Source organism: Pseudomonas sp. GW821-FHT02A11 (assembly GCF_059421985.1).
The window spans coordinates 1-22,108 of sequence record NZ_JBWKWB010000019.1 but is presented as its reverse complement, the minus strand read 5'-3'; the positions used below and the strand labels follow the sequence as shown (position 1 = coordinate 22,108).

Genomic DNA, 22,108 nt, shown 5'->3' with positions numbered 1-22,108 from the left:
CCAGAGGCCCGCACAAAGGAAATCGAAAAAGCCACCCGAAACAATCCTGAGTTATAAACGAGAGCAAAGGCATGGCGAGTTATTGATGAAAAGTATGGCTCAAATGCAGACGATAAGCTTTTTATAGATAGTTTTTTGCTACCTACAACAAAGTTCTAAAAAGGTGCTAACCGATAGCTAAATCGATGACAAGGATCATCAGCATGATGCATGGGGTCAATTTGTGAGATGCCGGGATGACGCAAGCGTTCATATTTTCGGAGAAATATCATTTTTCCAAATATTCATTGACAATCTTTTTTGAGTAGTACTAGGATAAAAATCCAAATCAAGGAAGGAGTTTACAAAATGGATCTTAATATGATGTGTGTGGGCAAATCGATTTCTTTCAACCAGTTCCAAGCTATTTTTGCTGCCACGGGTGTCACCACCACTATATCTTTATCTGATGCCTAGGCTCTACCACCTGCCAATCTGTTCAGTTTGATGTCTACCGCGAGAACCAAAAAACTTTCGCTAAAGGTTTCTGGAACATCTATATCAGTGCCTAATTTAACCTCAATGATTCAGGCTGCCATTGGCATTAACACAGTGATCTCCATCTCTGATATAAACAATTATTCCCAGGCAAGTATTCCTCAGATCGTCTCCGTTATAGGCGTGAAGGCATATTCCTTATCCATTGATGGAACTGCTGTCAACCAGGCAACTGTCAGCCCGTTAATCTCGTCGTTGACAAGCCCAAATACTCCTATTTCAATTGGGTCTTTCAATGCTCTCAACGATGCAGCGATCGACTCGGCCATTGCGGCAATGGGAAGCAAGACCCACAGTCTGTCTCTAGACGCTGGCATATCCAACCCTGCGCGGATCATCCAGATTATTCAGAAAGTAGGTAGCGATGCGAATATTTCGTTGACGAACACTAAATTTATCCCCGCCGATACGCTGCTTGAGGTTTTGGCGTCAGTTGGGACGAAAAAGCTTTCGATCACTATTGATTCGCCAGACTTCACACCCGGCTATTTGAAAAGTTTCATTTCCGCAGCAACGGCCACCACATCAGTTTCGTTGACTTCGGCGCAGGTCCTCACCACAGCAGACCTGCTGGCTATGCTACAACTCAACGGTAATAAAAGATTGGCTGTCGATTTCAATGGCAGACAGCTTTCGGTTGATCCTGTAAATGGAGATAAACTTCAGCAAGTTGTCAATGCAGCCAATGCATCTCATACAATCAGTGTTAATACGATGCAGTACCCCCCACTCAGCTACATTCCCCCAATCATCCAATCATCCAATCATCCAATCATCCAATCATCCAATCATCGGGACATACCAACATGGGGCTTTCCTACAATGGATCTCAACTGACTGACACCGAACCACACGGAAACGTAGTAGTGCGAGGGATTGAGGTTGCTCAACCCACAACTTCTATTGTGGTCACATCGGTAGGAGTCACGAACTATGCCGTTGAGAACTACGTCGAAATTGTTCAGGCTGCTGGATAAAAACTTTAAATCGAAAACTCATCTTGATGAGGTCGAAATGAGAAAACCCCTCTATCAGTTAGCCATAACTGGTTTTCTTCTATGCTCCGTTGGTCAGGCGCAGGCCACAATGCGCTGTGGCACATCGGTGATAAGCGCCGGGGACACGAAACAAACAGTGTTGGAAAAATGTGGAAGTCCAATCAAACAGAGCAGTGAAGGACCAGCACGATGGCCTAACGGTGTTCCGCGTCGAAATGCTGCGGAGATCACTATTTTCATCTATGGACCTAACGGAGGGGCTTACCAGCACTTGCGCTTTATCGATGACAAGTTGATTGATATAACCTGAAGCGTGGCTTAGATAACTAAGCACTTAGCGGATGCAAATTGACGGTGGTCGCTATCTTTGCCCTGCCAGGAATTGCGGCTACCGCGTGTTCATATTTTTTGTCGAATAGGATCATTTTTTGATCCACCGCAAACCATTTATTTGGTTTTTCCGGAGCCGGGCGAATTTTAAATATTGATATAGATGATCAACCAGTGAAGAGTCATCCGCTGCCAGATCGCTTAAAATAGACTAGAAAATAGAAAATGGTTCCCGACGTGTAATTACCAGCTCGTTGAGGATCAGGAAAGATTCACTTTAGGTGTTCCGCAACGCGCATCAGCGAGTAGCTGCAGCAGGCCAGCTTGACGGATGACTTCTTCAAGAAGGCGGTGGAGCATCCGGGCATTTGGAGCAGAGGGCAGTACAACTGCGGTCACACCTACGCTACCATGTGTCTCATGGCGGGTATGAATCCTGCGATCATCGCCAATCAGCTCGGTCACAGCATTCAGATGCTGCTGCCTACCTTCGCCAAATGGTTCAATACCGGCACTGACTGGAATGAGCTTGAGAAATTGGAAATGAGCCTGATTGGTACAAATTTGGTACAGACTCAACAGTACCCCTCTGAAACCCACACGGAACACAACCCTGTGACACTGGAACAGAATTACTCGGCGATCCTTGGTCAACTTGGCGAAGACGTCTCCCGCGAAGGCCTGCTCGACACCCCTAAACGTGCAGCCAAAGCCATGCAGTACCTCTGCCGCGGCTACCAGCAGACCCTGGAAGAAGTCACCAACGGCGCGCTGTTCAGCTCCGACAACAGTGAAATGGTGCTGGTCAAGGACATCGAGCTGTACTCGCTGTGCGAACACCACCTGCTGCCCTTCATCGGCAAGGCCCACGTGGCCTACATCCCGAGCGGCAAAGTGCTGGGCCTGTCCAAGGTCGCGCGCATCGTCGACATGTTCGCCCGTCGCCTGCAGATCCAGGAAAACCTCAGCCGCCAGATCGCCGAAGCTGTTCAGCAGGTCACCGGCGCCTTGGGTGTGGCGGTGGTCATCGAGGCCAAGCACATGTGCATGATGATGCGCGGCGTCGAGAAGCAGAATTCCTCGATGATCACCTCGGTCATGCTGGGTGAGTTCCGCGAAAACGCCGCCACTCGTACTGAGTTCCTTAGCCTGATCAAGTGATCCGGGCGTCCTGAAGCGCCGCAACGCCTGTTGCGGCGGCGAGGTTTCAAGCATGTTGATGAAGGCACTGCGGGTCGGCCTTGGCCAGTTGGTCATTCTGGTTGACTTTCTGACCCGCCCAAGCAAGAAAAAACGTTCGCCCCAAGCCCAGGCCGTCGTCGAGGCTTCGGCCAAGGACCTGACGCTCTACCAGTTCCACGCCTGCCCGTTCTGCGTGAAAACCCGTCGCACCCTGCGTCGGCTGAACGTGCCGGTCGCCTTGCGCGACGCGAAGAACAACGAGCTGGATCGCCAGACCCTGCTCAGCGAAGGCGGCAAGATCAAGGTGCCCTGCCTGCGCATCGAAGAAGCCGGCCAGACCGTGTGGATGTACGAGTCGAAAGTCATCATCGACTACCTCGAACAACGCTTCGCCACCGCTTGAATCCCCTCCAATGATCAGCCCTGTGTCACAGGGCTTGATCAGCGCGTGCCCTTTGGACATCATGTATACAATAAAAACAAATATTGAATACACCTATGTCCATCCACGAAACTGCCCGCTCTTCCCAGTGCCCCGATTGGGCTGAAGCCCTGCTCAACGGCTTCAGCCAGGTGCTGTTGCAGCGTAATCCGCTGTGCGGCCTGATGTGCCTGCTGGCGATCCTCATCAGCGCTCCCTCCTCCCTGGGCGGCGCTTTGCTCGGCGCTGTGGCGGGGCTGCTGACGGCGCAGCGTCGCGGCTACGCCAAGGCCGAGCGCCAATCCGGCGTCTATAGCTACAACGGTGTGCTGCTGGGGCTGCTGATCAGCTACCGCTTCGAGTGGTCGCCCCTGCTGCCGCTGTTGATCATCGCCTGCGGCGGCCTTAGCGCGATGCTCATGCACGCTTGGCTGCGACGCACGCCGCGCGCCTCTTGCCTGAAGGCTTACACCGCACCGTTCGTGCTGTTCAGCTGGGTACTGCTGATGTTTGCCGAGCCGCTACCGAGCCTGCGTGTGGCTGACGCTGACCTGATTCAAGCGCTGCCACTGGGGCTGGGGCAGGTGTTTCTGCTCGACCATCCACTGGCCGGCGTGTTGATCGGCGTCGGCCTGTTGATCGCCAACCGCACGGCCGCGCTGTGGGCGGCACTGGGCTGCATCAGCGGTATCGCCTTTGCCCTGTGGCAGCAGGAAAGCAACCTGGCGCTGCTGGGCCTGTCGGGCTACAACCCGGCATTGGCGGCGTTGGCGTTCAGCCATGTGCGCTACAGGCCCTGGCTGCCGGGCATTGCCATTGTCCTGGCCATCCTCCTGCAACCGGGTTTTTCCGGGCTGGGGCTGGCGACCCTAACCGCGCCGTTCATCCTCGCCTGCTGGCTGGTGCAGGCCAGCGGTCGCTTGTTGCGACAATCGATCAACGATCAGCGGTTGCGCTCCTGAGCGGATTGCCACAGGCTCTGCCGACCCTGTATTCGGAACTGCACCATGGACAGCAACACCGGCTGGCGCGAACAGCTGCGCATCATCGTTTTTCAGACCGACACCAAGGCCGGACGGCGCTTCGACAAGATCCTGCTGCTGATCATCCTCAGCAGCCTGTTGATTGTCATGCTCGACAGCATCGAGGCCGTGCATCGCAATTACGCCGATGTGCTGGCGTATATCGAGTGGGGCTTCACCTTGGTGTTTCTCGTCGAGTACATCCTGCGTCTGTATTGCTCGCCCCAGCCGCTGAAGTACGCCTTCAGCTTCTATGGCCTGATCGACCTGCTGGCCATCGTGCCGGGCATCCTGGCGCTGTATAACGCCGATGCGCAGTACCTGCTGATCATCCGCGTGGTGCGGATGCTGCGGATCTTCCGCGTACTCAAGCTCAGCCCTTACCTCAAGCAGGCCAACTACCTGCTGGCGGCCCTGCGCGGCAGCAAGCAGAAAATCATCGTGTTTCTGGTAACGGTCTCGACGCTGGTCACCGTGTTCGGCACGCTGATGTACGTCATCGAAGGCCCGGAACATGGCTTCACCAGCATCCCCAAAGGCATCTACTGGGCGATCGTGACCCTGACCACCGTGGGCTTTGGCGACATTGTGCCGAAGACGCCGGTGGGCCAGATCCTGTCGTCGCTGGTGATGATCACCGGTTACTCGATCATCGCGGTGCCCACCGGGATTTTCACTGCGGAACTGGCCAACGCCATGCGCGGCGATCAGCTGCAGCACGACTGCCCCGTCTGCGCCAAGAACAGCCACGAGGGCAGCGCGGCGTTTTGCAGCCGTTGCGGCAACGCGCTGTTTCCCAAAGTCGACTCAATGGCTGCAGTGGCCCCTGACGGAAAACCATAAGCACAGACGTTTTTAATCTATTAAGGGCTTAAGGGTTTTCGTTATAGTCGCGGCCATTAGCCATCGCTTTTTTCATAAGAATAATCTCTGACACGACAAAGGAATTCGCAGTGAACAAACTCTTCGCCGCTTCTCTTCTGGCCGCCGGAATGGCCTTTGGCAGCGCCGCCCAGGCCGCCCCTGAACTGCTCAACGTCTCCTACGACGTGATGCGCGACTTCTACAAGGACTACAACGCCGCCTTCCAGAAACACTGGCAGGCCGAGCACAAGGAAGACGTCAAACTGCAGATGTCCTTCGGCGGCTCGAGCAAACAGGCGCGCGCCGTGATCGACGGCCTGCAGGCTGACGTGATCACCATGAACATGGCCACCGACATCAACGCCTTGGCTGACAACGGCGAGCTGGTGCCGAAGAACTGGGTGACCCGCCTGCCGAACAGCAGCGCGCCGTTCACCTCGGCCACGGTTTTCATCGTGCGCAAAGGCAACCCGAAAGCCCTGAAGGACTGGAACGATCTGGTCAAAGATGGCGTTGAAGTCGTAGTGCCGAACCCGAAAACCTCAGGCAACGGTCGCTACACTTACCTGTCTGCCTGGGGCTACACCCTGAAGAACGGTGGCGATGAAGCCGCTGCGAAGAAATTCGTCGGCCAGTTGTTCAGCCACGTGCCGGTCCTCGACACCGGCGGTCGCGGCGCCACCACCACCTTCATGACCAACCACATCGGCGACGTGCTGGTGACCTTCGAAAACGAAGCCGAAATGATCGCCCGCGAGTTCGGTCGCGATCAATTCGAAGTGGTCTACCCAAGCGTGTCTGCTGAAGCCGAGCCACCGGTGAGCGTGGTCGATAAAGTCGTCGACAAGAAAGGCTCCCGCGCCTTGGCCGAGGATTACCTGAAGTACCTCTGGTCGCCAGAAGGTCAGGAAATTGCCGCGGCAAACTACCTGCGCCCGCGTGACCCGGCAGTGCTGGCCAAATACACCGACCGCTTCCCGAAAGTCGACTTCCTCAATGTCGAGAAAACCTTCGGCGACTGGCGCACCGTGCAAAAGACCCATTTCGTTGATGGCGGCGTGTTCGATCAGATCTACCCGGCCAAGTAAGCGCTGGATGGAATGAAAAACGGCGACCTCTTGAGGTCGCCGTTTTTTTGCCTGCATCGTCTGCGGCCAAAATATCGATTCCGGGATTTCGAAAGACCCGCTTCTGGCCGAAGGCCGGAGCATGCTTGCTCGCGATCTGGCGCGAAGCGGCAGCAAAACCAGTGAACACGGTGTGTCAGGTCAATTCTGGATATCGATTTTACGACTGCTGCGCAGCCGATCGCGAGCAAGCTGCGCTCCTACGCCCTGTGGGCAGAATCAAAAGCAGCAGCGACTCTCAATTCCCGAACTGCCGACTCAGCCCCGGCGGCACGCCGCTGGCATCGGTTTCCTGCCAGGGGCCGCTTGGCGAGGTGGACCACGTCCAGCCGTTGTTCCAACGGTAGTAAGTGCGCTGGCGATAGAACGTGTTGGGCACGTTATCGAGCACATGCACGCCCAGTTTCGCATCCCAGTGGCTGTTGCCACCCGGCGGCGGAGCGAAGTGGGACGAGGTTTTCGGGCCGGAAGGAATCGGCGTCGACGGCGGGGTTTGTGGCGTGGTGCGGGGCGTTCCCGGTTGTGGGGTCGGCTGGGGTTGTGAAGATCCACCAGGACTCGTTGGAATCGGCTCCGAACTCTGCGGTCCGGGGCGCTGGACCGCACAGGCCGCGCTCAGGGCCACCACCACACTCAACAAGGCAAATCGTGCGACGCGATACATAGTGTTCTCTGCTGTGTCTGGGCCGCACGATCAGGTCTTTTAGGGCTACTGATCGGGGCTGTCGATGGTCAGGGCCTGTCGGGCAGTCACGTTGCTGGGCAACGGCTGACTGCGACCGATCCACTCTCCGGAGGTGGGCTGGCCTGCGCGGGATACTCGCGCAACCAGTTGGACTTCCGGAAAGTTCGACAGTTTCAGTTGCGGCATCATTGCATCAGCATCGGTCAGCTCGACCTCCACCGGCAGGTCGGCCACGGTCACCCGCTTGACTGCCAAAGGTGCAGGCGGGCCGGACACCGCGCGGGCAAACACGAACACCGTGTCACCAGGCTGCACCTTGCCTTTAAGGTCGTCAGACAGCGTCACGCGAACCTTCAGGTGCGCGCCAGGCGCGGCCACCAAGGGGGCGCCCTGCACCTGGCCGCCGCTCTGTACCAGCCGGTCGCTGGCACGGGCGATGCCACCCTCGAGCGCCGCGCGGGATGGATCGTTGGGCGGCAGCACGGCGAGCAGGCGCTTCCAGTAATCCACGGCTTCCTGGAAATGCTGGCTTTCGAAGGCGTTGATGCCCTTGAGCCCCAGGCTGGTGACTTCCTTGGGGTCGGTCTTCAGCGCTTCATCGGCCAGCGCCTGAATCTGCGCAGTCCACGCCTTGTTCCCAGCGAAATACAGCGACTGCGCCCACTGCCCCAGCAGCTCCGGTTGACGCCCGGCCAGTGCGACCGCGCGTTCGAACATCCGCGCCGCATCGGCCGGACGGTCCTGTGCCATGTAGGTGCGGGCGAGGAAATACAGGCTTTCTGCCGAGTCCGGCTGGGCCTTGACCGCGCGTTCGAGACGATCGGTCATCTGCGCCAGAGACGCCGGCGGCTGGGCGAATTCGCGGGCCAGCTCGACCTTGTCGCTGGCGCCGAAATGCAGGTACAGCGCAAAGCCCATGATCGGCACCAGCACCGCCACCAGCAACGGCAGCGGCTTGCCCAGACGCGAAACCCGCTCGGCCGACGCGCCTTCGGTGTCGGCCAGCAGCTCGCGCGCAGCCTCGGCACGACCGCTGTCCATCTGCGCGGTCGTCAGCACGCCTTCAGCCTGCTGCGTCTGCAGCTCGGCCAGACGCTCCTGATACAGCGCGACATTAAGGGCGGTGCGGTCTTCTTCGCTTTGGGCGCGACGGCCACGCAGCAGAGGGATCAGCAGGAAACTCAGGGCCACCAGCAACAGCAGGCCGGCCGCTAGCCAGAAATCGATCATTCGTGGTTTTTATCCAGCAGGTGGGCGAGGCGCTGACGCTCCTCGTCGGAAAGCACGTCGGCGCCCTGGGCACGTTGGCCACGGCGGCGCGCAACGATCACGCCAATCAACAGCACCCCGCCCAGCAGCAGGCCGGCAGGGCCGAACCAGAGCAGCCAGGTGTGGGCGTTCAGCTCAGGCTTGTAGCGCACGAACTCGCCATAGCGGTCGACCATGAAGTCGATGATCTGCTGATTGCTCTGGCCTTCGCCGAGCATACGGTAGATCTCCTTGCGCAGGTCTGCGGCAATCGGTGCATTGGAATCAGCGATGTCCTGGTTCTGGCATTTCGGGCAACGCAGCTCGCGAGTCAGCTCGGTGTAGAGCGCGCGCTCGGCTTCGTCCTTGAAGGTGTAGGCGTCGATGGCGGCGTGGGCGATGCTCGCGCTGCCCAGCAGCAACACCACAGCGGCGACCAGTGAACGAACAGACGCATTCAACCCTGTGGGCGGCTTGCCCTCCAGCGAGACCTCTGGATGCTCGTGATCGAAAACTGTGGGAGCGAATTCATTCGCGAGACGGCGGCCCAGCCGATAGAGATGCGCCGCCCGAACAACCGATTCGCGAATGAATTCGCTCACACAGAGGGACCTGCGGCCAGCCGTGCCTAGCGACGAGGCCTCGGGATGCCCGCTCCCGCAGATCGATCTGCGAACCCCATGAGCCCAGGCACATACAGCGCGGCGCAGAAGGCTCATTGCCTACCCTCATCCACCAGTCCCTGATACTGAGCAGCCAGCTTCTCGCGCCACACGGTCTCGTCGATCACGCCCACGTGCTTGTAGCGAATGATGCCCTTGCGATCGATGAGGAAGGTTTCCGGCGCGCCATAGACGCCCAGGTTCAGCCCCAGGCTGCCGGCTTCGTCATTGATGTTCATCTGGTAGGGATCGTGAAATTCCTTGAGCCACTTCAAGGCGTCGGCGTTGACGTCCTTGTAGTTGATGCCGTAAATCACCACGCCCTGCTGCGCCAGTTTGGTCAGCACCGGGTGCTCGACGCGGCAGGCGATGCACCAGGTGCCCCAGACGTTGACCAGCGCCGGTTTGCCCAGCAGATCTGCGCGGGTCAGGGGTTTGCCATCTTGCACGGCGGGCAGGGAAAACTCCGGGAACGGCTTATCGATCAGCGCCGAGGGCAGCTCCGAAGGGTCCAGATACAGCCCCCTGTAGAGAAACGCAGCCAGCCCCAGAAACAGCGCCAGCGGAATCAACAACACCCAACGCTTCATACCGCAGCTCCCGACAGACCCAACGCGTCACGCACCTTTGCCCTGACCTTGACCCGATAACGTTTATCCAGCGCCGCCAGCAGACCGCCCAGTGCGGTGATCAGGCCGCCGAACCAGATCCAGCGCACGAACGGCTTGACGTGCACGCGCACCGCCCACGCCCCGTTGTCCAGAGGCTCGCCCAGCGCGACGTACAGATCGCGGGTGAACCCGGCGTCGATGCCGGCCTCGGTCATCATCGAGCGCTGCACGGTGTACAGGCGTTTCTCCGGGTACAGGACCGTCACTTCCTTGCCGTTGTCGAGCACGCGAATGGTGCCCTCATCGGAGGTGAAGTTGGGGCCCTGAACGTGCCGGGCGCCCTCGAAGACGAACTGATAGCCGCCCAGCTCCACCGTATCGCCCGGGGCCAGACGCAGGTCGCGCTCGGCACTGTTCTGGCTCGACAGCACGACGCCCAGCGCGACCACGGCGATGCCGATGTGCGAAACCTGCATGCCCCAGTAACTGCGGGTCATCGAGCGCATGCCCTTGATCAGGCCCTTATGGCGGGTCTTGTCGAGCAGGTCGCGTACGCCCGCCAGCAGCACCCAGGCAGCGAGCAGGAAGGTGGCAAGTACCGCCCAGTGGAAATCGGCCATGGCGAATCCGGCGACCACCGCCAACACCGCGCTGCCCACCAGCACCGGCGTGAGCATGCTCAGCAGCCATTTGAGCGGCGTGTCTTTCCAGCGCACCAGCACGCCGATGGCCATGACGAACATCAGCAAGCCCATCAGCGGCACGAACAGCGCATTGAAATACGGTGGACCCACCGACATCTTCGCCCCGCTCAAGGCATCCAGCACCAGCGGATACAGCGTGCCGAGCAGAATCATCGATGCTGCCACGACCAGCACCAGATTGTTGCCCAGCAACAGTGTTTCCCGGGACCACAGGCCAAAACCGACGTGGCTTTTCACCACCGGCGCGCGAATGGCGAACAGGGTCAGCGAACCGCCCACCACCATCAGCAGGAAGATCAGGATGAACACGCCGCGCGCAGGGTCGGAGGCAAACGCGTGCACCGAGGTCAGCACCCCGGAACGCACGAGAAAAGTGCCCAGCAGGCTCAACGAGAACGCGGCAATGGCCAGCAACACGGTCCAGCTCTTGAACACGCCGCGTTTTTCAGTGACCGCCAGCGAGTGAATCAGCGCAGTGCCCACCAGCCATGGCATGAACGAGGCGTTTTCCACCGGGTCCCAAAACCACCAGCCGCCCCAGCCCAGTTCGTAATAGGCCCACCAAGAGCCCAGGGTGATGCCGATGCCGAGAAAGGCCCAGGCGACGATGGTCCACGGGCGGGACCAGCGGGCCCACGCGGCATCGAGACGACCGCCGAGCAAGGCCGCGATGGCAAAGGCAAAGGCCACGGAGAAGCCGACATAGCCCATGTAGAGCATGGGCGGGTGAATGATCAGGCCGGGGTCTTGCAGCAGCGGATTGAGGTCGCGACCGTCCTGTGGCATCTGCGGCAGCAAGCGGCTGAACGGGTTGGAGGTGAGGATCAGGAACAGCAGGAAGCCCACGCTGATCATGCCCATTACCGCCAGCACCCGCGCGAGCATCACTTGCGGCAACTGACGGGAGAACACCGACACGGCAAAGGTCCAGCCGCCGAGGATCAACGCCCAGAGCAGCAAGGAACCTTCGTGAGCGCCCCATACGGCGCTGAATTTGTAAAACCACGGCAAGGCGCTGTTGGAGTTTTCGGCGATGTAGGTGACGGAGAAGTCGTCGACCATGAACGAGTAGCTCAGGCAACCGAAGGCGAACAGCAGAAAGGCGAACTGCCCCCACGCCGCCGGCTGGGCCAGGCCCATCCACAGACGATCGCCACGCCAGGCGCCGAACAGCGGCACCACCGCCTGCACGACGGCGAAACACAGGGCCAGGATCATGGCCAGATGGCCGAGTTCGGGAATCATGGCTTACCCCTGCTTGGCGGGCGTGTAGGACGCGCCTGCCGGTTGATTCGGTGCGTTTTGACCGCTGTCTTTCAACGCCTTGGTGACTTCCGGCGGCATGTATTTCTCGTCGTGTTTGGCCAGCACTTCATCGGCCACCACCACGCCATCGGCATTGAGTTTGCCGAGCGCGACAATGCCCTGCCCTTCGCGGAACAGGTCGGGAAGAATGCCGCGATAGGTGATGGTCACCGACTTGTTGAAGTCAGTGACCACGAAGGTCACGTCCAGCGAGTCGGCGGACCGTTGCAGCGAGCCTTTCTCGACCATGCCTCCGGCGCGAATGCGCGTGTCATGGGGGGCCTCGCCGCTGGCGATCTGGGTCGGGGTGTAGAACAGGTTGATGTTTTCCTGCAGCGCGCTGAGGGCCAGCGTGACGGCAATGCCGACCCCGGCGAGGATCGCCACGATGATCAACAGGCGTTTTTTTCGCAGCGCATTCACGTGTTGCTCTCCCGGCGCAGACGGCGCGCCTCTTGTTGCAGGTAACGCCGACGCGCCAACAGCGGAGACGCGACGTTGATCGCCAATACGGTCAGACAGATGCCATAAGCGGTCCAGACGAACAGCCCGTGTTTGCCCATGGCCAGAAAATCGCTGAAGGAATCGAAGCTCATTGCGCGCCTCCCTTGCCCGGACGCTGCCCAAGGCTCTTCAAGACTTCATCCTTGACCCAACTGGCGCGGGACTCGCGCTTGAGCACTTCGAGGCGCATGCGCAGCAGCAACACCGTGCCGAAGAAACAGTAGAAGCCCAAGGCCGTGAACAGCAGCGGCAACCACATTTCGGCCGGCATCGCCGGTTTTTCCGTGAGACTGAAGGTCGCGCCCTGGTGCAAGGTGTTCCACCACTCGACCGAGTATTTGATGATCGGGATGTTGATCACGCCGACGATGGCCAGTACCGCACAGGCCTTGGCCGCGCTGTCCCGGTTGCTGATGGCGTTGCCCAGTGCAATCAGACCGAAGTACAGGAACAGCAGAATCAGCATGGAAGTCAGGCGCGCGTCCCACACCCACCACGAGCCCCAGGTCGGCTTGCCCCAGATGGCCCCGGTCACCAGTGCCAGGGCAGTCATCCAGGCCCCAATGGGCGCGGCGCATTGCAGCGCGACGTCGGCCAGTTTCATTTTCCAGACCAGCCCGACCACGCCGCACACCGCGAGCATCACATAGCAGGACTGCGCCAGCATCGCCGATGGGACGTGGATATAAATGATGCGGAAACTGTTGCCCTGCTGGTAATCCGGCGGCGCGAAGGCCAGGCCCCAGACCACGCCGATGCCGATCAGCAGCGCGGCGGCGATGCTCAGCCACGGCAGCAGGCGCCCGCTGATGCCATAAAACCACTTCGGCGAGGCCAGCTTGTGGAACCAGGCCCAGCTGATGCCGCTTTTCGTCTTGGCGCTTGTGTTCATCGCGCGGCCTTTTTGATCATGCTATTCATCACGGTTTCATTCATGTTCGTGCGCTTCTGTTGTTCGAAGCGTCGTGTGTGTCAGGACTAAAAACCTGTCCGATCGATCAGGAATTGATTATTCGCCAACACTGATCTTCAAGCCAGCGGCAATTGCAAAAGGTGTCAGCGTTATAGCGAGTGCGGTCAGGCTGCCAAGCCAAAGCAGATAGCCGGTCGCAGGCATCCCCTGAAGTGCAGCCTGCAAGGCGCCGCTGCCAAGAATCAGCACCGGGATGTACAGCGGCAGGATCAGCAACGCCAGCAGCAGCCCCCCGCGCTTGAGCCCCACCGTCAGCGCCGCGCCGACCGCACCCAGCAGGCTCAGCACCGGCGTGCCTAATAACAGTGACAATAGCAACACCGGCAGGCACGCACTCGGCAAACCGAGCATCAAGGCCAGCACAGGCGACAGCAAGACCAGCGCCAGACCGGAAAACGCCCAGTGTGCCAGCACCTTGGCCAGCACCAGCAACGGCAGCGGGTGCGACGACAGCACCCATTGTTCGAGGGAGCCGTCTTCAAAGTCGCTGCGGAACAGGCCGTCCAGCGACAGCAGCACCGACAACAGCGCCGCCACCCAAACCAGCCCCGGCGACAGCGTTTGCAGCAACTGTGCCTCGGGGCCTACGGCCAACGGGAACAGGGCGATGACGATGGCGAAAAACACCAGCGGGTTGAGCAATTCGGCGGGACGGCGAAACAGCAGGCGGGCTTCGCGAGCAATCAGCAAGGTGAACACATGACTCATACGGCCCACTGCCCCAGGTCTAGATCGCGGTAACCAGTCGGCGTGCGGCTCAGCGTGTGATGAGTGGTCAGCACCACCGTTCCGCCGTGCTCGCAGTGGCGGGCCAGGTGTTCTTCGAGTTGCGCCACGCCTTGCTTGTCCAGCGCAGTGAACGGCTCATCGAGCATCCACAACGCCGGCCCCGGCAAATAGAGACGCGCCAGCGCCACGCGGCGTTTTTGCCCGGCAGACAACGTATGGCACGGCACATCTTCGAAGCCGCGCAGTCCAACCGCTTCGAGGGCCTGCCAGATGTCGGCGGTGTCGACGCTGTGGTGCAGGGCGCAGAGCCAGGAGAGGTTTTCCACGGGGGTGAGCAGATCCTTGATGCCGGCGGCGTGACCGATCCACAACAGGTTGTGCGCCAGCTCGCTGCGTTGTTCGGCCAAAGGTTTGCCATCGAGAAGGATGTCGCCAGCGGTGGGCTGCATCAGGCCGCCGAGCAGGCGTAGCAGGCTGGTCTTGCCGCTGCCGTTGGGCCCGCTGATCTGCACCATGTCGCCCGCCGCCAGCCGCAGATCGAGGTGCTCGAACAGCAAGCGCCAGTCACGCTCACAGGCAAGCGCCACGGCTTCAAGAACGGGGATCGGCATGTGGACCTTCTTTTCGGATGACAGGTGTGCACGGCGGTTCAAGTCGGGGTCGTGGCGGCCGTTATACTGATGCGACTCCAATGGCCTGCCGATGACGCCGGTGCTGGATTATGCCAGCTTGAGCCCTTGAGAGCGCAATTTTACCGAGTCGGGATCCGATGACAGGCGATATACCCAACCTTTCTCCCGTTGCAGCCGCCACCGCCCTGTTGCGTGCGGGCGTGCCACCGGGTGAAGTGCTCAAGCTGATGGAACCGCGCGAAGGCATGCTCAATTCCGGCCAGGTCGCCAATGCCGAAGTGGTCAGCCTTAAACAACTCGGCCAGGATTTCCAGCTGCTGCTCAAGCTGACCATGGACAACGGTCGCCAGACCACCCTCCCCGTCAGCAGCTCGTTGCCGCTTACGCCCGGCACCACCGTTACGGTCGCCCAGGGCTCGGCCGACACCCTGACCATCGGCGTGCAGGACCTGCAAAAAGCCATCGCCAACAGCCTGACCAGCATCGACACCCGGCAACTGCCTGCCGGCACCCTGCTGCAAGGCAAGGTGCTGACCACTCAGGTTGCCGCGCAAAACGTCGCGCAACTGGGCAGCCAGCCCGCTGGCGGCGCGTCGGCACAACCGGCTAACTACCGCTCCATCGTCATGCTGCTCAACACCGCGCTGGCCGGCAGCAGCCTGACCATCGACAGCCCGCAGCCGCTGCGAGTCGGCAGCCTGCTCAGCGCGCAAGTGCAGAACAGCCAGGCGCTGAACTTCGTCGCCATGCCCAATCGTCTGGATGAACTGGCCCTGGCGCAACAACTGTCGACCCAGCAAAGCCGTCAGGGCTCGCTGCAAAGCCTGATCACCGCGTTGCAGAACCTGCCATCCCCGACCACCGACAGCCCCGACACGCTGACCCCGTCCCTGCGCGCCAGCATCGATCAGCTCTTCGCCGACCTGCCCGACCTGCAACAGATGACCACCGCCAAAGGCGTAGCTCAGGCCTTGAACGCCAGCGGCCTGTTCATGGAATCGCGCCTCTTGGCCGGGGAAAACCCGACGCTGGTGCCGGACCTCAAGGCCAACCTGCTGCGGGTCATCTCGCAGATCCTGCCGGGCCTGCCTGGCAACAGTTACGACGGCGCCGCGGCGGCCAACACCCTCGCCCGGGCAATGCCCAGTTTCGTTCGTAACGCCTTGGGTACGCTGGGGCTGGTGTCGGCGCCGAGCGTGCCGAGCAACTTCCCATTACCGTCGCGCACGCTCGGCAACCCCGAGAGCAAGGACGATCTGGAAACCCTGCTCAAACTCGCGGCGGGTGCTATCTCACGCCTGCAAAGCCACCAACTGGGCGGCCTGGAACAGACCCGCACCAACGCCGATGGCACCCAAGTGACCACCTGGCAACTGGAAATCCCCATGCGCAACGCCCACGATGTGGTGCCGTTGCAAGTCAAGCTGCAGCGCGAGGACGCCCCCGAGCATCAACAAAGCCCGGAAACCGCACCGCAGGAGGTCAAGGAGAAGGAAAAACTCTGGCGCGTCGAACTGGCCTTCGACTTGGAGCCGCTAGGCCCGTTGCAGGTCCAAGCGCAACTCATCGCCGGCAGCCTGTCCAGCCAGATGTGGGCACAACGCGAAGGGGCCGCCGAATTGATCTCCAGCGAACTGGACAACCTCCGCGCACGGCTGGTGTCCTGCGGCCTGAACGTGAAGGAACTGGCCTGCAATCGCGGCGTGCCCGCCCAAGGCGCGCGAACCGTGCTGGAACAACGCTGGATCGACGAGAACGCCTGATGAGCAAGCCCGAACAGAATCCGCGCCAAGCCATCGCCCTGAGCTACGACGGCCACCAGGCCCCGACCCTCACCGCCAAAGGCGACGACGCACTGGCCGAAGCCATCCTGGCCATCGCCCGCGAGTACAAAGTGCCGATTTATGAGAACGCCGAACTGGTGACCATGCTGGCGCGCATGGAGCTCGGGGACAGCATTCCGCAGGAGCTGTACCTGACCATCGCCGAAATCATCGCGTTTGCCTGGCGGCTGAAGGGGAAATTTCCAGAAGGGTTTGATCAGGATCCGCAGCCGGTTGAGCGGGATATTACGCCGCATTGAGCGTCGGCCTGCGCCCGTTAAGGATGAAGACACAAGCTTCTTGAGGTTACGAAAGTAGGGACGCGGTGAATCAGATTCAGATGTCGAGCCTGACACACCGCTTTCGCGGCCGTCGTAACCTCCGACTGCTCCTACAAGAGATCGGGGCGAAGGCTGGATAGGCGTTCACTTTTGATCTTGATCTTCTTACGCGATAGCGTCAGACGCCGCAGAACGCGACTTCGGTGCAGGGCCCTGCCAGGAGCAGGGGCTGAAGTGACCCGCTGTAAAAGCGGAACCTTAAGCAGCCGTCACCGAAGAACGGATAGACACGCGCCCCTCTCGAACAAAGACAGAGTCGCAAACCGTAAGGTCAGTTATTCCCGTGCAACTTGCTCATCAACTGCGCCTCAGCCTGGGTCAAGCCGCAGGACTGAGTCAGCTCATCGACACTGGCCCCCATGCTCACCAGGCGCGCCGCCTGAGCAAAGGACAATGTCGAAGGGTCACGCTGCTCCAGTGCCGTGATCTTGTCCGGCAAAGGCGCGACGATCGCACGCAACTCGTGCAGGTCATCACCCATCTTCACCGTTCCACCCTGGTAATTCTCGAGGCGACGGGCCAGTTCGCGGATGCGTTGATCACGCAGCGAGTCGGCTTCGAGCTGCTGCGTGGCCAAGGTGCGTAGGCGTTTGGTATGGGCCATGAACATCGCGACGCTCGCGACCCAGAGTACCGCCAGAAAAATGACTGCAACCTCAAGAATCAATCAGATGTTCTCCAGCTCGGACCACTCTTCCTCGGACATCATCTTGTCCAGTTCCACCAGGATCAGCAGCTCGCCGTTCTTGTTGCATACGCCCTGGATGAACTTGGCGGATTCGTCGTTGCCCACGTTCGGCGCGGTTTCGACTTCCGACTGACGCAGATAAACCACTTCTGCGACGCTGTCGACCAGGATCCCGACCACTTGCTTGTCGGCCTCGATGATCACGATACGCGTGTTGTCGCTGACTTCAACCGGTGGCAGACCAAAGCGCTGACGCGTGTCGATCACCGTGACCACGTTACCGCGCAGGTTGATGATGCCCAGCACGTAGCTTGGCGCTCCCGGCACTGGCGCAATCTCGGTATAGCGCAGCACTTCCTGAACCTGCATCACGTTGATGCCATACGTTTCGTTGTCCAGGCGGAAGGTGACCCATTGCAGGATCGGATCTTCGGAACCCTGTGCTGACGACTTCTTCATACCCCTAACCCCTTGCGTGTTGTGCTCTGCGAATGACGCCGTAACGCCACCCTGTGTTTATCTGATGATGCTTCTGGATACAGCTATTTTCGCGTTTGCATCTGCTTGACCGCGCCGCTGGCAATCAGCTCGGCCAGTTCGGAAACGTCCAGCAGCGCACACATGTGCTCGATCACCGTCCCGGCAAGCCAGGGACGTTGGCCGCGATGAGTGCGCCATTTGATTTCATTGGGCTCCAGGCGCAGCGAACGGCTGACCTGATGCACCGCCAGGCCCCACTCGTAGCCCTGAACCGAGATCACGTATTGCAAGCCCTGACGAAAATCGTCGCGGTAGCGGTCCGGCATGATCCAGCGCGCGGTGTCCAGCACCTTCAAGTTGCCGGCTTGGCTGGGCAGAATGCCGAGAAACCAGTCAGGCTGACCGAACAATGGCGTCAGGTCATGGCCCGCCAGCGGGTAGATCGAGCCCAGGCACACCAGCGGCACGGCCAGGGTCAGGCCTGCGACGTCGAACAACAGGCATTCGAATGGCTCGGCAGCCCAGTCCGGACGTTCGTCAGAAGTCGGGGGCGGCGTGGGCGTGCGCTGTGACGCCAGATGCACTTCGGCCACCGGCTCGATCAGCGTGACTTCAGGCGCTACCTCAACGGGCTCGATCACAGGCGGTACGACAACCGGTGGAGCAATGACAGGCGGCAGGATGACCGGTTTTTCCAGCACCTTGGCGACCACCGGCTCCGCAACCGGCCTGGCCTCAGGCACGAACGCCAGCGACACAGGCGCAGGTCGGCTTGTTACAGCGGCAGCAGGTACCGCCGCCGCCACCGCTTCGGCCACCGCCGAGCGCATGCGCGCGTCATGGGCCTGCTCTTCGAGCACGGCCGCTTGAAACTCATCGATGACAGGAACGGCCTCCAGCTCCTCCGTGGCGTCCTGAAGCAACGCGTCGAGATAGTTCTGCAGCGCCAGTTTTGGTCGTGATGCGATGTCCAGAGGGCGGTTCATACAGGAGCCCGAAAATAAGTGATGCGATTACCGCCTGATCCAGATATCGGCTGCACAGGCAGTCGACTTGAGCGCGCAGGCGCAAGGCTCATGAATAAACGATCAGCGGACACGTCAGGCCACCTGCCCTACGAGCTGCTCGGTGAGCATGTGTTTGAGCAACGCCCGGTAAGCCAGCACACCCCGGCTCTTGCCATCGAACTGCGACGGCGTGACACCCGCACGACTGGCATCGCGCAGGCGCGTGTCGACCGGAATGTAAGCTTTCCAGACGTGTTCCGCAAAGCTGTCGCGCAACAGTTTAAGGGTGCCCATCGAGGCCTGGGTGCGGCGGTCGAACAGGGTCGGCACGATGGTGTACGGCAGCGGCACTTTGCGTGAACGGTTGATCATGGTCAGGGTGTTGACCATGCGCTCCAGGCCCTTGACCGCCAGAAACTCGGTCTGCACCGGAATCGCCAACTGCTGGCTCGCGGCCAGAGCGTTGACCATCAACACGCCCAGCAGCGGCGGGCTGTCGATGATCGCGTAATCGAAATCCTGCCACAGCTGCGCCAGGCTCTTGGCGATCACCAGGCCCAAGCCGCTCTGCCCCGGCGTCTGCCGCTCAAGGGTAGCCAGTGCGGTGCTCGATGGCAGCAGGGAAATGCGTAGGTCGCTGGTGGGCAGCAGCAACTGGGCCGGCAGCCCTTGCGGCACCACGCCCTTGTTCAGGAACAGGTCGTAGCAGCTGTGCTCCAGTTCATCAGGATTGTGGCCGAAGTAGCTGGTCATCGAGCCGTGGGGGTCCAGGTCGACGACGACCACGCGCTTGCCCGCCTCAGCCAGCAAGCCGGCTAAAGCGATCGAGGTGGTGGTCTTGCCGACCCCGCCTTTCTGATTGGCGACTGCCCAGACTCTCATGTGTTCGTTTTCCCACCGATCAGGGTGTGCGCCTGATCGAGACCGTTAAGGGGCAGATGACGAAGATTTGACGCCTTGCGGCGGTTTGGCTGGAGGCGGTGCAGTTTGTGTGCCAGCACGGCGCAATGCCGCATCAGGTTTTGCACTGGCTGCCGTGCCCGAGCCGGTGAGGCTGCGACGCACGTCCAGATTGCGCGAAATTACCAGCACCACGCGACGGTTGCGCGCGCGACCATCAGCGGTGGCGTTGGAGGTCAGCGGCTGGAATTCGCCATAACCCACCGAGGCCATGCGCACCGGGTTGATTCCGTCCATGGCCAGCATGCGCACGATGCTCGATGCCCGCGCCGACGACAGTTCCCAGTTGCTCGGATACTGCGCGGAGTTGATCGGCTGGTCATCGGTGAAGCCCTCGACGTGAATCGGATTGTCGAACGGCTTGATGATTTTCGCTACCTTGTCGATCAGATCGAACGCCAGGTTGCTGGGCATGGCATCGCCGCTGCCGAACAGCAGGCTGGAGTTGAGTTCGATCTCGATCCACAGCTCGTTGCCGCGCACGGTCATCTGCTTGGAAGCGATCAAGTCGCCAAAGGCTGTGTTGACGTCATCGGCGATGGATTTGAGCGGGTCCTGGGCGGCCTGCCCCAGCGCGGCGTCAGTCTGGTCGCTGTCCTGGACCAGTGGGTCGGCCGGGCGCACCGTCTGTGGCTTCTGCTCGCCGATGGGGATCGGCCGCACGCTGCGCTCGGCTTCGTTGAACACGCCGACCAGCGCCTCGGAAAGCACCTTGTATTTGCCTTCGTTGAGCGAAGAGATGGAGTACATGACCACGAAAAACGCGAACAGCAAGGTGATGAAGTCCGCGTAGGACACCAGCCAGCGTTCGTGATTTTCGTGCTCTTCGTGGTGGCGACGTCGACGGGCCATCAGTCCATCACTCCATGAAACCTTGCAGCTTCAGTTCGATGGAACGCGGGTTCTCGCCTTCGGCAATCGACAGCAAGCCTTCCAGGAGCATCTCGCGATAGCGGGACTGGCGCACGGCCACAGCCTTGAGCTTGTTGGCCACCGGCAACAGGATAAGGTTGGCCGACGCCACGCCGTAGATGGTCGCAACGAATGCCACGGCAATACCGCTGCCCAACTGGTTCGGGTCAGCCAGGTTGCCCATGACGTGAATCAGGCCCATCACCGCGCCGATGATGCCGATGGTCGGTGCGTAACCGCCCATGCTTTCAAAGACTTTGGCAGCCTGGATGTCGCGGCTTTCCTGGGTCAGGAAATCCACTTCGAGAATGCTGCGAATGGCCTCGGGCTCTGCGCCATCGACCAACAGTTGCAGGCCTTTGCGCGAGTAGGCGTCGGGCTCGGTGTCGGCCACGGTTTCAAGCCCCAGCAGGCCTTCCTTGCGTGCGGTGAGGCTCCAGGACACGACGCGGTCGATGCCGCCGGCCAGGTCGATGCGTGGCGGAAACAGAATCCAGATGAAGATCTGGATCGCCCGCTTGAACGCGCTCATGGGCGTCTGCAGCAGGCAGGCTGCAACGGTGCCGCCGACCACGATCAGCGCCGCCGGGCCGTTGAGCAACGCCCCTAGATGACCGCCTTCGAGGAAGTTGCCGCCGATGATGGCAACGAACGCGAGAATGATCCCTATCAGCGTCAAAACATCCATTACAGACACGCCTCGACCAGATGACGCCCGATATCGTCCAGGCTGTAAACGGCGTCGGCCAGGTCGGCTTTGACGATGGCCATGGGCATGCCGTAGATCACGCAACTGGCTTCGTCCTGCGCCCAGATGTGACTGCCGCCCTGCTTGAGCAAACGCGCGCCCTCGCGACCGTCGGCCCCCATGCCCGTGAGGACCACAGCCAGCACTTTGTCACCGTAGGATTTGGCTGCAGAGCCAAAGGTAATGTCGACGCATGGCTTGTAGTTCAGGCGTTCGTCGCCGGGCAGGATTTTCACCGCGCCACGACCGTCGACCATCATCTGCTTGCCGCCTGGGGCCAGCAGCGCCAGCCCCGGACGCAGGATGTCGCCGTCCTCGGCTTCCTTGACGCTGATCCGGCACAGCTTGTCCAGACGCTCGGCGAAGGCTTTGGTAAACGCGGCGGGCATGTGCTGAATGAGCACGATGGGTGCCGGAAAATTGGCTGGCAACTGAGTGAGTACCCGTTGCAGCGCCACGGGGCCGCCCGTCGAGGTGCCGATGGCGACCAGTTTGTAGGCCTTGCGCTTGGGCGCAGGCGAAGTCGGCGCATGAGCCGACGCAGCCGTGCGAGCTGGCGCAGGGGCTGGCGCGGGACGTGCCGCAGCGGCCGTCGGCGCCGGGCTACGCGAAGCG

General features: G+C 60.5%; 27 protein-coding genes. 9 read left to right on the top strand and 18 right to left on the bottom strand.

The window, feature by feature from the left end; translation table 11 throughout:
• Nucleotides 1-543: 543 nt before the first annotated feature.
• Nucleotides 544-1,374 carry a hypothetical protein gene (locus AC07V9_RS22285; RefSeq protein ID WP_495017802.1) on the top strand — a complete coding sequence of 277 codons (831 nt, stop codon included), beginning with the start codon at nucleotides 544-546 and terminating at the stop codon, nucleotides 1,372-1,374.
• Between the two features lie 96 nt (nucleotides 1,375-1,470).
• Nucleotides 1,471-1,845 (top strand): DUF2845 domain-containing protein, encoded by a 375-nt coding sequence (locus AC07V9_RS22280; protein ID WP_495017801.1) that lies wholly within the window; start codon nucleotides 1,471-1,473, stop codon nucleotides 1,843-1,845.
• Nucleotides 1,846-2,126: 281 nt separating this feature from the next.
• On the opposite strand, the gene AC07V9_RS22275 is transcribed toward AC07V9_RS22280, so the two are convergent.
• Nucleotides 2,127-2,444: a hypothetical protein gene (locus AC07V9_RS22275; protein WP_495017800.1), complete on the bottom strand. Its 318-nt coding sequence runs from the start codon at nucleotides 2,442-2,444 to the stop codon at nucleotides 2,127-2,129.
• 36 nt (nucleotides 2,445-2,480) lie between these two features.
• Between AC07V9_RS22275 and folE the strand changes: the two genes are divergently transcribed.
• From folE to AC07V9_RS22250, 5 genes are all read left to right on the top strand, one after another.
• On the top strand, nucleotides 2,481-3,026 hold the full coding sequence (folE, locus tag AC07V9_RS22270) for a GTP cyclohydrolase I FolE (protein WP_495017799.1): 546 nt from the start codon (nucleotides 2,481-2,483) through the stop codon (nucleotides 3,024-3,026).
• A gap of 52 nt (nucleotides 3,027-3,078) precedes the next feature.
• Nucleotides 3,079-3,450 (top strand): glutathione S-transferase N-terminal domain-containing protein, encoded by a 372-nt coding sequence (locus AC07V9_RS22265; protein ID WP_495017798.1) that lies wholly within the window; start codon nucleotides 3,079-3,081, stop codon nucleotides 3,448-3,450.
• Between the two features lie 95 nt (nucleotides 3,451-3,545).
• The gene (locus AC07V9_RS22260) at nucleotides 3,546-4,430 is read left to right on the top strand and encodes an urea transporter (RefSeq protein WP_495017797.1); all 885 of its coding nucleotides are present in this window, start codon (nucleotides 3,546-3,548) and stop codon (nucleotides 4,428-4,430) included.
• Between the two features lie 45 nt (nucleotides 4,431-4,475).
• Complete coding sequence (locus AC07V9_RS22255) at nucleotides 4,476-5,333, top strand: ion transporter (protein WP_495017796.1); 858 nt, start codon at nucleotides 4,476-4,478, stop codon at nucleotides 5,331-5,333.
• Between the two features lie 110 nt (nucleotides 5,334-5,443).
• Nucleotides 5,444-6,442, top strand: a complete 999-nt coding sequence (locus AC07V9_RS22250) for a sulfate ABC transporter substrate-binding protein (RefSeq protein ID WP_495017795.1) — start codon at nucleotides 5,444-5,446, stop codon at nucleotides 6,440-6,442.
• A 277-nt stretch (nucleotides 6,443-6,719) separates the two neighbouring features.
• Here the strand turns inward: AC07V9_RS22250 and AC07V9_RS22245 are convergent, their stop codons facing one another.
• From AC07V9_RS22245 to ccmA, 10 genes are all read right to left on the bottom strand, one after another.
• Entirely contained in the window at nucleotides 6,720-7,145 is a 426-nt protein-coding gene (locus AC07V9_RS22245) for a hypothetical protein (protein WP_495017794.1), read from the bottom strand.
• Between the two features lie 45 nt (nucleotides 7,146-7,190).
• Nucleotides 7,191-8,396 (bottom strand): c-type cytochrome biogenesis protein CcmI, encoded by a 1,206-nt coding sequence (ccmI, locus tag AC07V9_RS22240; protein ID WP_495017793.1) that lies wholly within the window; start codon nucleotides 8,394-8,396, stop codon nucleotides 7,191-7,193.
• Complete coding sequence (locus AC07V9_RS22235) at nucleotides 8,393-8,854, bottom strand: cytochrome c-type biogenesis protein (RefSeq protein ID WP_495017872.1); 462 nt, start codon at nucleotides 8,852-8,854, stop codon at nucleotides 8,393-8,395. Before AC07V9_RS22235 ends, ccmI begins: the two co-directional genes overlap by 4 nt.
• Nucleotides 8,855-9,129: 275 nt before the next feature.
• Nucleotides 9,130-9,666, bottom strand: a complete 537-nt coding sequence (locus AC07V9_RS22230; RefSeq protein WP_495017792.1) for a DsbE family thiol:disulfide interchange protein — start codon at nucleotides 9,664-9,666, stop codon at nucleotides 9,130-9,132.
• Nucleotides 9,663-11,636 carry a heme lyase CcmF/NrfE family subunit gene (locus AC07V9_RS22225; RefSeq protein ID WP_495017791.1) on the bottom strand — a complete coding sequence of 658 codons (1,974 nt, stop codon included), beginning with the start codon at nucleotides 11,634-11,636 and terminating at the stop codon, nucleotides 9,663-9,665. Before AC07V9_RS22225 ends, AC07V9_RS22230 begins: the two co-directional genes overlap by 4 nt.
• Nucleotides 11,637-11,639: 3 nt before the next feature.
• Entirely contained in the window at nucleotides 11,640-12,119 is a 480-nt protein-coding gene (gene ccmE / locus AC07V9_RS22220) for a cytochrome c maturation protein CcmE (protein WP_495017790.1), read from the bottom strand.
• Nucleotides 12,116-12,292 (bottom strand): heme exporter protein CcmD, encoded by a 177-nt coding sequence (ccmD, locus tag AC07V9_RS22215; protein ID WP_404632981.1) that lies wholly within the window; start codon nucleotides 12,290-12,292, stop codon nucleotides 12,116-12,118. Before ccmD ends, ccmE begins: the two co-directional genes overlap by 4 nt.
• Nucleotides 12,289-13,092, bottom strand: coding sequence for a heme ABC transporter permease (locus AC07V9_RS22210; RefSeq protein WP_495017789.1), 804 nt, complete (start codon nucleotides 13,090-13,092; stop codon nucleotides 12,289-12,291). Before AC07V9_RS22210 ends, ccmD begins: the two co-directional genes overlap by 4 nt.
• Nucleotides 13,093-13,209: 117 nt before the next feature.
• Entirely contained in the window at nucleotides 13,210-13,881 is a 672-nt protein-coding gene (ccmB, locus tag AC07V9_RS22205; protein ID WP_495017788.1) for a heme exporter protein CcmB, read from the bottom strand.
• A complete protein-coding gene (gene ccmA / locus AC07V9_RS22200; RefSeq protein ID WP_495017787.1) occupies nucleotides 13,878-14,513 on the bottom strand; it encodes a cytochrome c biogenesis heme-transporting ATPase CcmA in 636 nt (211 codons plus the stop codon). The genes ccmB and ccmA overlap by 4 nt, the downstream gene beginning before the upstream one ends.
• A gap of 158 nt (nucleotides 14,514-14,671) precedes the next feature.
• Here ccmA and fliK point away from each other — a divergent pair, with 158 nt between their 5' ends.
• Both fliK and AC07V9_RS22190 read left to right on the top strand, forming a co-directional pair.
• On the top strand, nucleotides 14,672-16,297 hold the full coding sequence (gene fliK / locus AC07V9_RS22195) for a flagellar hook-length control protein FliK (RefSeq protein WP_495017786.1): 1,626 nt from the start codon (nucleotides 14,672-14,674) through the stop codon (nucleotides 16,295-16,297).
• The gene (locus tag AC07V9_RS22190) at nucleotides 16,297-16,617 is read left to right on the top strand and encodes an EscU/YscU/HrcU family type III secretion system export apparatus switch protein (RefSeq protein ID WP_495017785.1); all 321 of its coding nucleotides are present in this window, start codon (nucleotides 16,297-16,299) and stop codon (nucleotides 16,615-16,617) included. The genes fliK and AC07V9_RS22190 overlap by 1 nt, the downstream gene beginning before the upstream one ends.
• 352 nt (nucleotides 16,618-16,969) lie before the next feature.
• Here AC07V9_RS22190 and AC07V9_RS22185 read toward each other — a convergent pair whose 3' ends face one another.
• The 7 genes from AC07V9_RS22185 to cheB all read right to left on the bottom strand — a co-directional run.
• Nucleotides 16,970-17,365, bottom strand: coding sequence for a DUF2802 domain-containing protein (locus AC07V9_RS22185; RefSeq protein ID WP_495017784.1), 396 nt, complete (start codon nucleotides 17,363-17,365; stop codon nucleotides 16,970-16,972).
• Nucleotides 17,366-17,845 carry a chemotaxis protein CheW gene (locus AC07V9_RS22180; protein ID WP_062385949.1) on the bottom strand — a complete coding sequence of 160 codons (480 nt, stop codon included), beginning with the start codon at nucleotides 17,843-17,845 and terminating at the stop codon, nucleotides 17,366-17,368.
• Nucleotides 17,846-17,928: 83 nt separating this feature from the next.
• Nucleotides 17,929-18,852: a CheW domain-containing protein gene (locus AC07V9_RS22175; RefSeq protein WP_495017783.1), complete on the bottom strand. Its 924-nt coding sequence runs from the start codon at nucleotides 18,850-18,852 to the stop codon at nucleotides 17,929-17,931.
• Nucleotides 18,853-18,966: 114 nt separating this feature from the next.
• A complete protein-coding gene (locus AC07V9_RS22170) occupies nucleotides 18,967-19,755 on the bottom strand; it encodes a ParA family protein (protein WP_495017782.1) in 789 nt (262 codons plus the stop codon).
• Nucleotides 19,756-19,800: 45 nt separating this feature from the next.
• Entirely contained in the window at nucleotides 19,801-20,685 is an 885-nt protein-coding gene (motD, locus tag AC07V9_RS22165) for a flagellar motor protein MotD (protein WP_495017781.1), read from the bottom strand.
• 7 nt (nucleotides 20,686-20,692) lie between these two features.
• The gene (locus AC07V9_RS22160) at nucleotides 20,693-21,433 is read right to left on the bottom strand and encodes a flagellar motor protein (protein WP_495017780.1); all 741 of its coding nucleotides are present in this window, start codon (nucleotides 21,431-21,433) and stop codon (nucleotides 20,693-20,695) included.
• On the bottom strand, nucleotides 21,433-22,108 hold a 676-nt coding region (gene cheB, locus AC07V9_RS22155; RefSeq protein WP_495017779.1), incomplete at its 5' end, for a chemotaxis-specific protein-glutamate methyltransferase CheB. The genes AC07V9_RS22160 and cheB, both read right to left, overlap by 1 nt.

Bases quoted from the DNA above. Each gene is read 5' to 3' on its own strand.
- AC07V9_RS22280 (WP_495017801.1), top strand. From the start codon at position 1,471: ATGCCGTTGAGAACTACGTCGAAATTGTTCAGGCTGCTGGATAAAAAC.
- AC07V9_RS22265 (WP_495017798.1), top strand. From the start codon at position 3,079: ATGTTGATGAAGGCACTGCGGGTCGGCCTTGGCCAGTTGGTCATTCTG.
- AC07V9_RS22260 (WP_495017797.1), top strand. From the start codon at position 3,546: ATGTCCATCCACGAAACTGCCCGCTCTTCCCAGTGCCCCGATTGGGCT.
- AC07V9_RS22255 (WP_495017796.1), top strand. From the start codon at position 4,476: ATGGACAGCAACACCGGCTGGCGCGAACAGCTGCGCATCATCGTTTTT.
- AC07V9_RS22245 (WP_495017794.1), bottom strand. From the start codon at position 7,145: ATGTATCGCGTCGCACGATTTGCCTTGTTGAGTGTGGTGGTGGCCCTG.
- ccmI (WP_495017793.1), bottom strand. From the start codon at position 8,396: ATGATCGATTTCTGGCTAGCGGCCGGCCTGCTGTTGCTGGTGGCCCTG.
- AC07V9_RS22230 (WP_495017792.1), bottom strand. From the start codon at position 9,666: ATGAAGCGTTGGGTGTTGTTGATTCCGCTGGCGCTGTTTCTGGGGCTG.
- AC07V9_RS22225 (WP_495017791.1), bottom strand. From the start codon at position 11,636: ATGATTCCCGAACTCGGCCATCTGGCCATGATCCTGGCCCTGTGTTTC.
- ccmD (WP_404632981.1), bottom strand. From the start codon at position 12,292: ATGAGCTTCGATTCCTTCAGCGATTTTCTGGCCATGGGCAAACACGGG.
- AC07V9_RS22210 (WP_495017789.1), bottom strand. From the start codon at position 13,092: ATGAACACAAGCGCCAAGACGAAAAGCGGCATCAGCTGGGCCTGGTTC.
- ccmB (WP_495017788.1), bottom strand. From the start codon at position 13,881: ATGAGTCATGTGTTCACCTTGCTGATTGCTCGCGAAGCCCGCCTGCTG.
- ccmA (WP_495017787.1), bottom strand. From the start codon at position 14,513: ATGCCGATCCCCGTTCTTGAAGCCGTGGCGCTTGCCTGTGAGCGTGAC.
- fliK (WP_495017786.1), top strand. From the start codon at position 14,672: ATGACAGGCGATATACCCAACCTTTCTCCCGTTGCAGCCGCCACCGCC.
- AC07V9_RS22190 (WP_495017785.1), top strand. From the start codon at position 16,297: ATGAGCAAGCCCGAACAGAATCCGCGCCAAGCCATCGCCCTGAGCTAC.
- AC07V9_RS22180 (WP_062385949.1), bottom strand. From the start codon at position 17,845: ATGAAGAAGTCGTCAGCACAGGGTTCCGAAGATCCGATCCTGCAATGG.
- AC07V9_RS22175 (WP_495017783.1), bottom strand. From the start codon at position 18,852: ATGAACCGCCCTCTGGACATCGCATCACGACCAAAACTGGCGCTGCAG.
- AC07V9_RS22170 (WP_495017782.1), bottom strand. From the start codon at position 19,755: ATGAGAGTCTGGGCAGTCGCCAATCAGAAAGGCGGGGTCGGCAAGACC.
- motD (WP_495017781.1), bottom strand. From the start codon at position 20,685: ATGGCCCGTCGACGTCGCCACCACGAAGAGCACGAAAATCACGAACGC.
- AC07V9_RS22160 (WP_495017780.1), bottom strand. From the start codon at position 21,433: ATGGATGTTTTGACGCTGATAGGGATCATTCTCGCGTTCGTTGCCATC.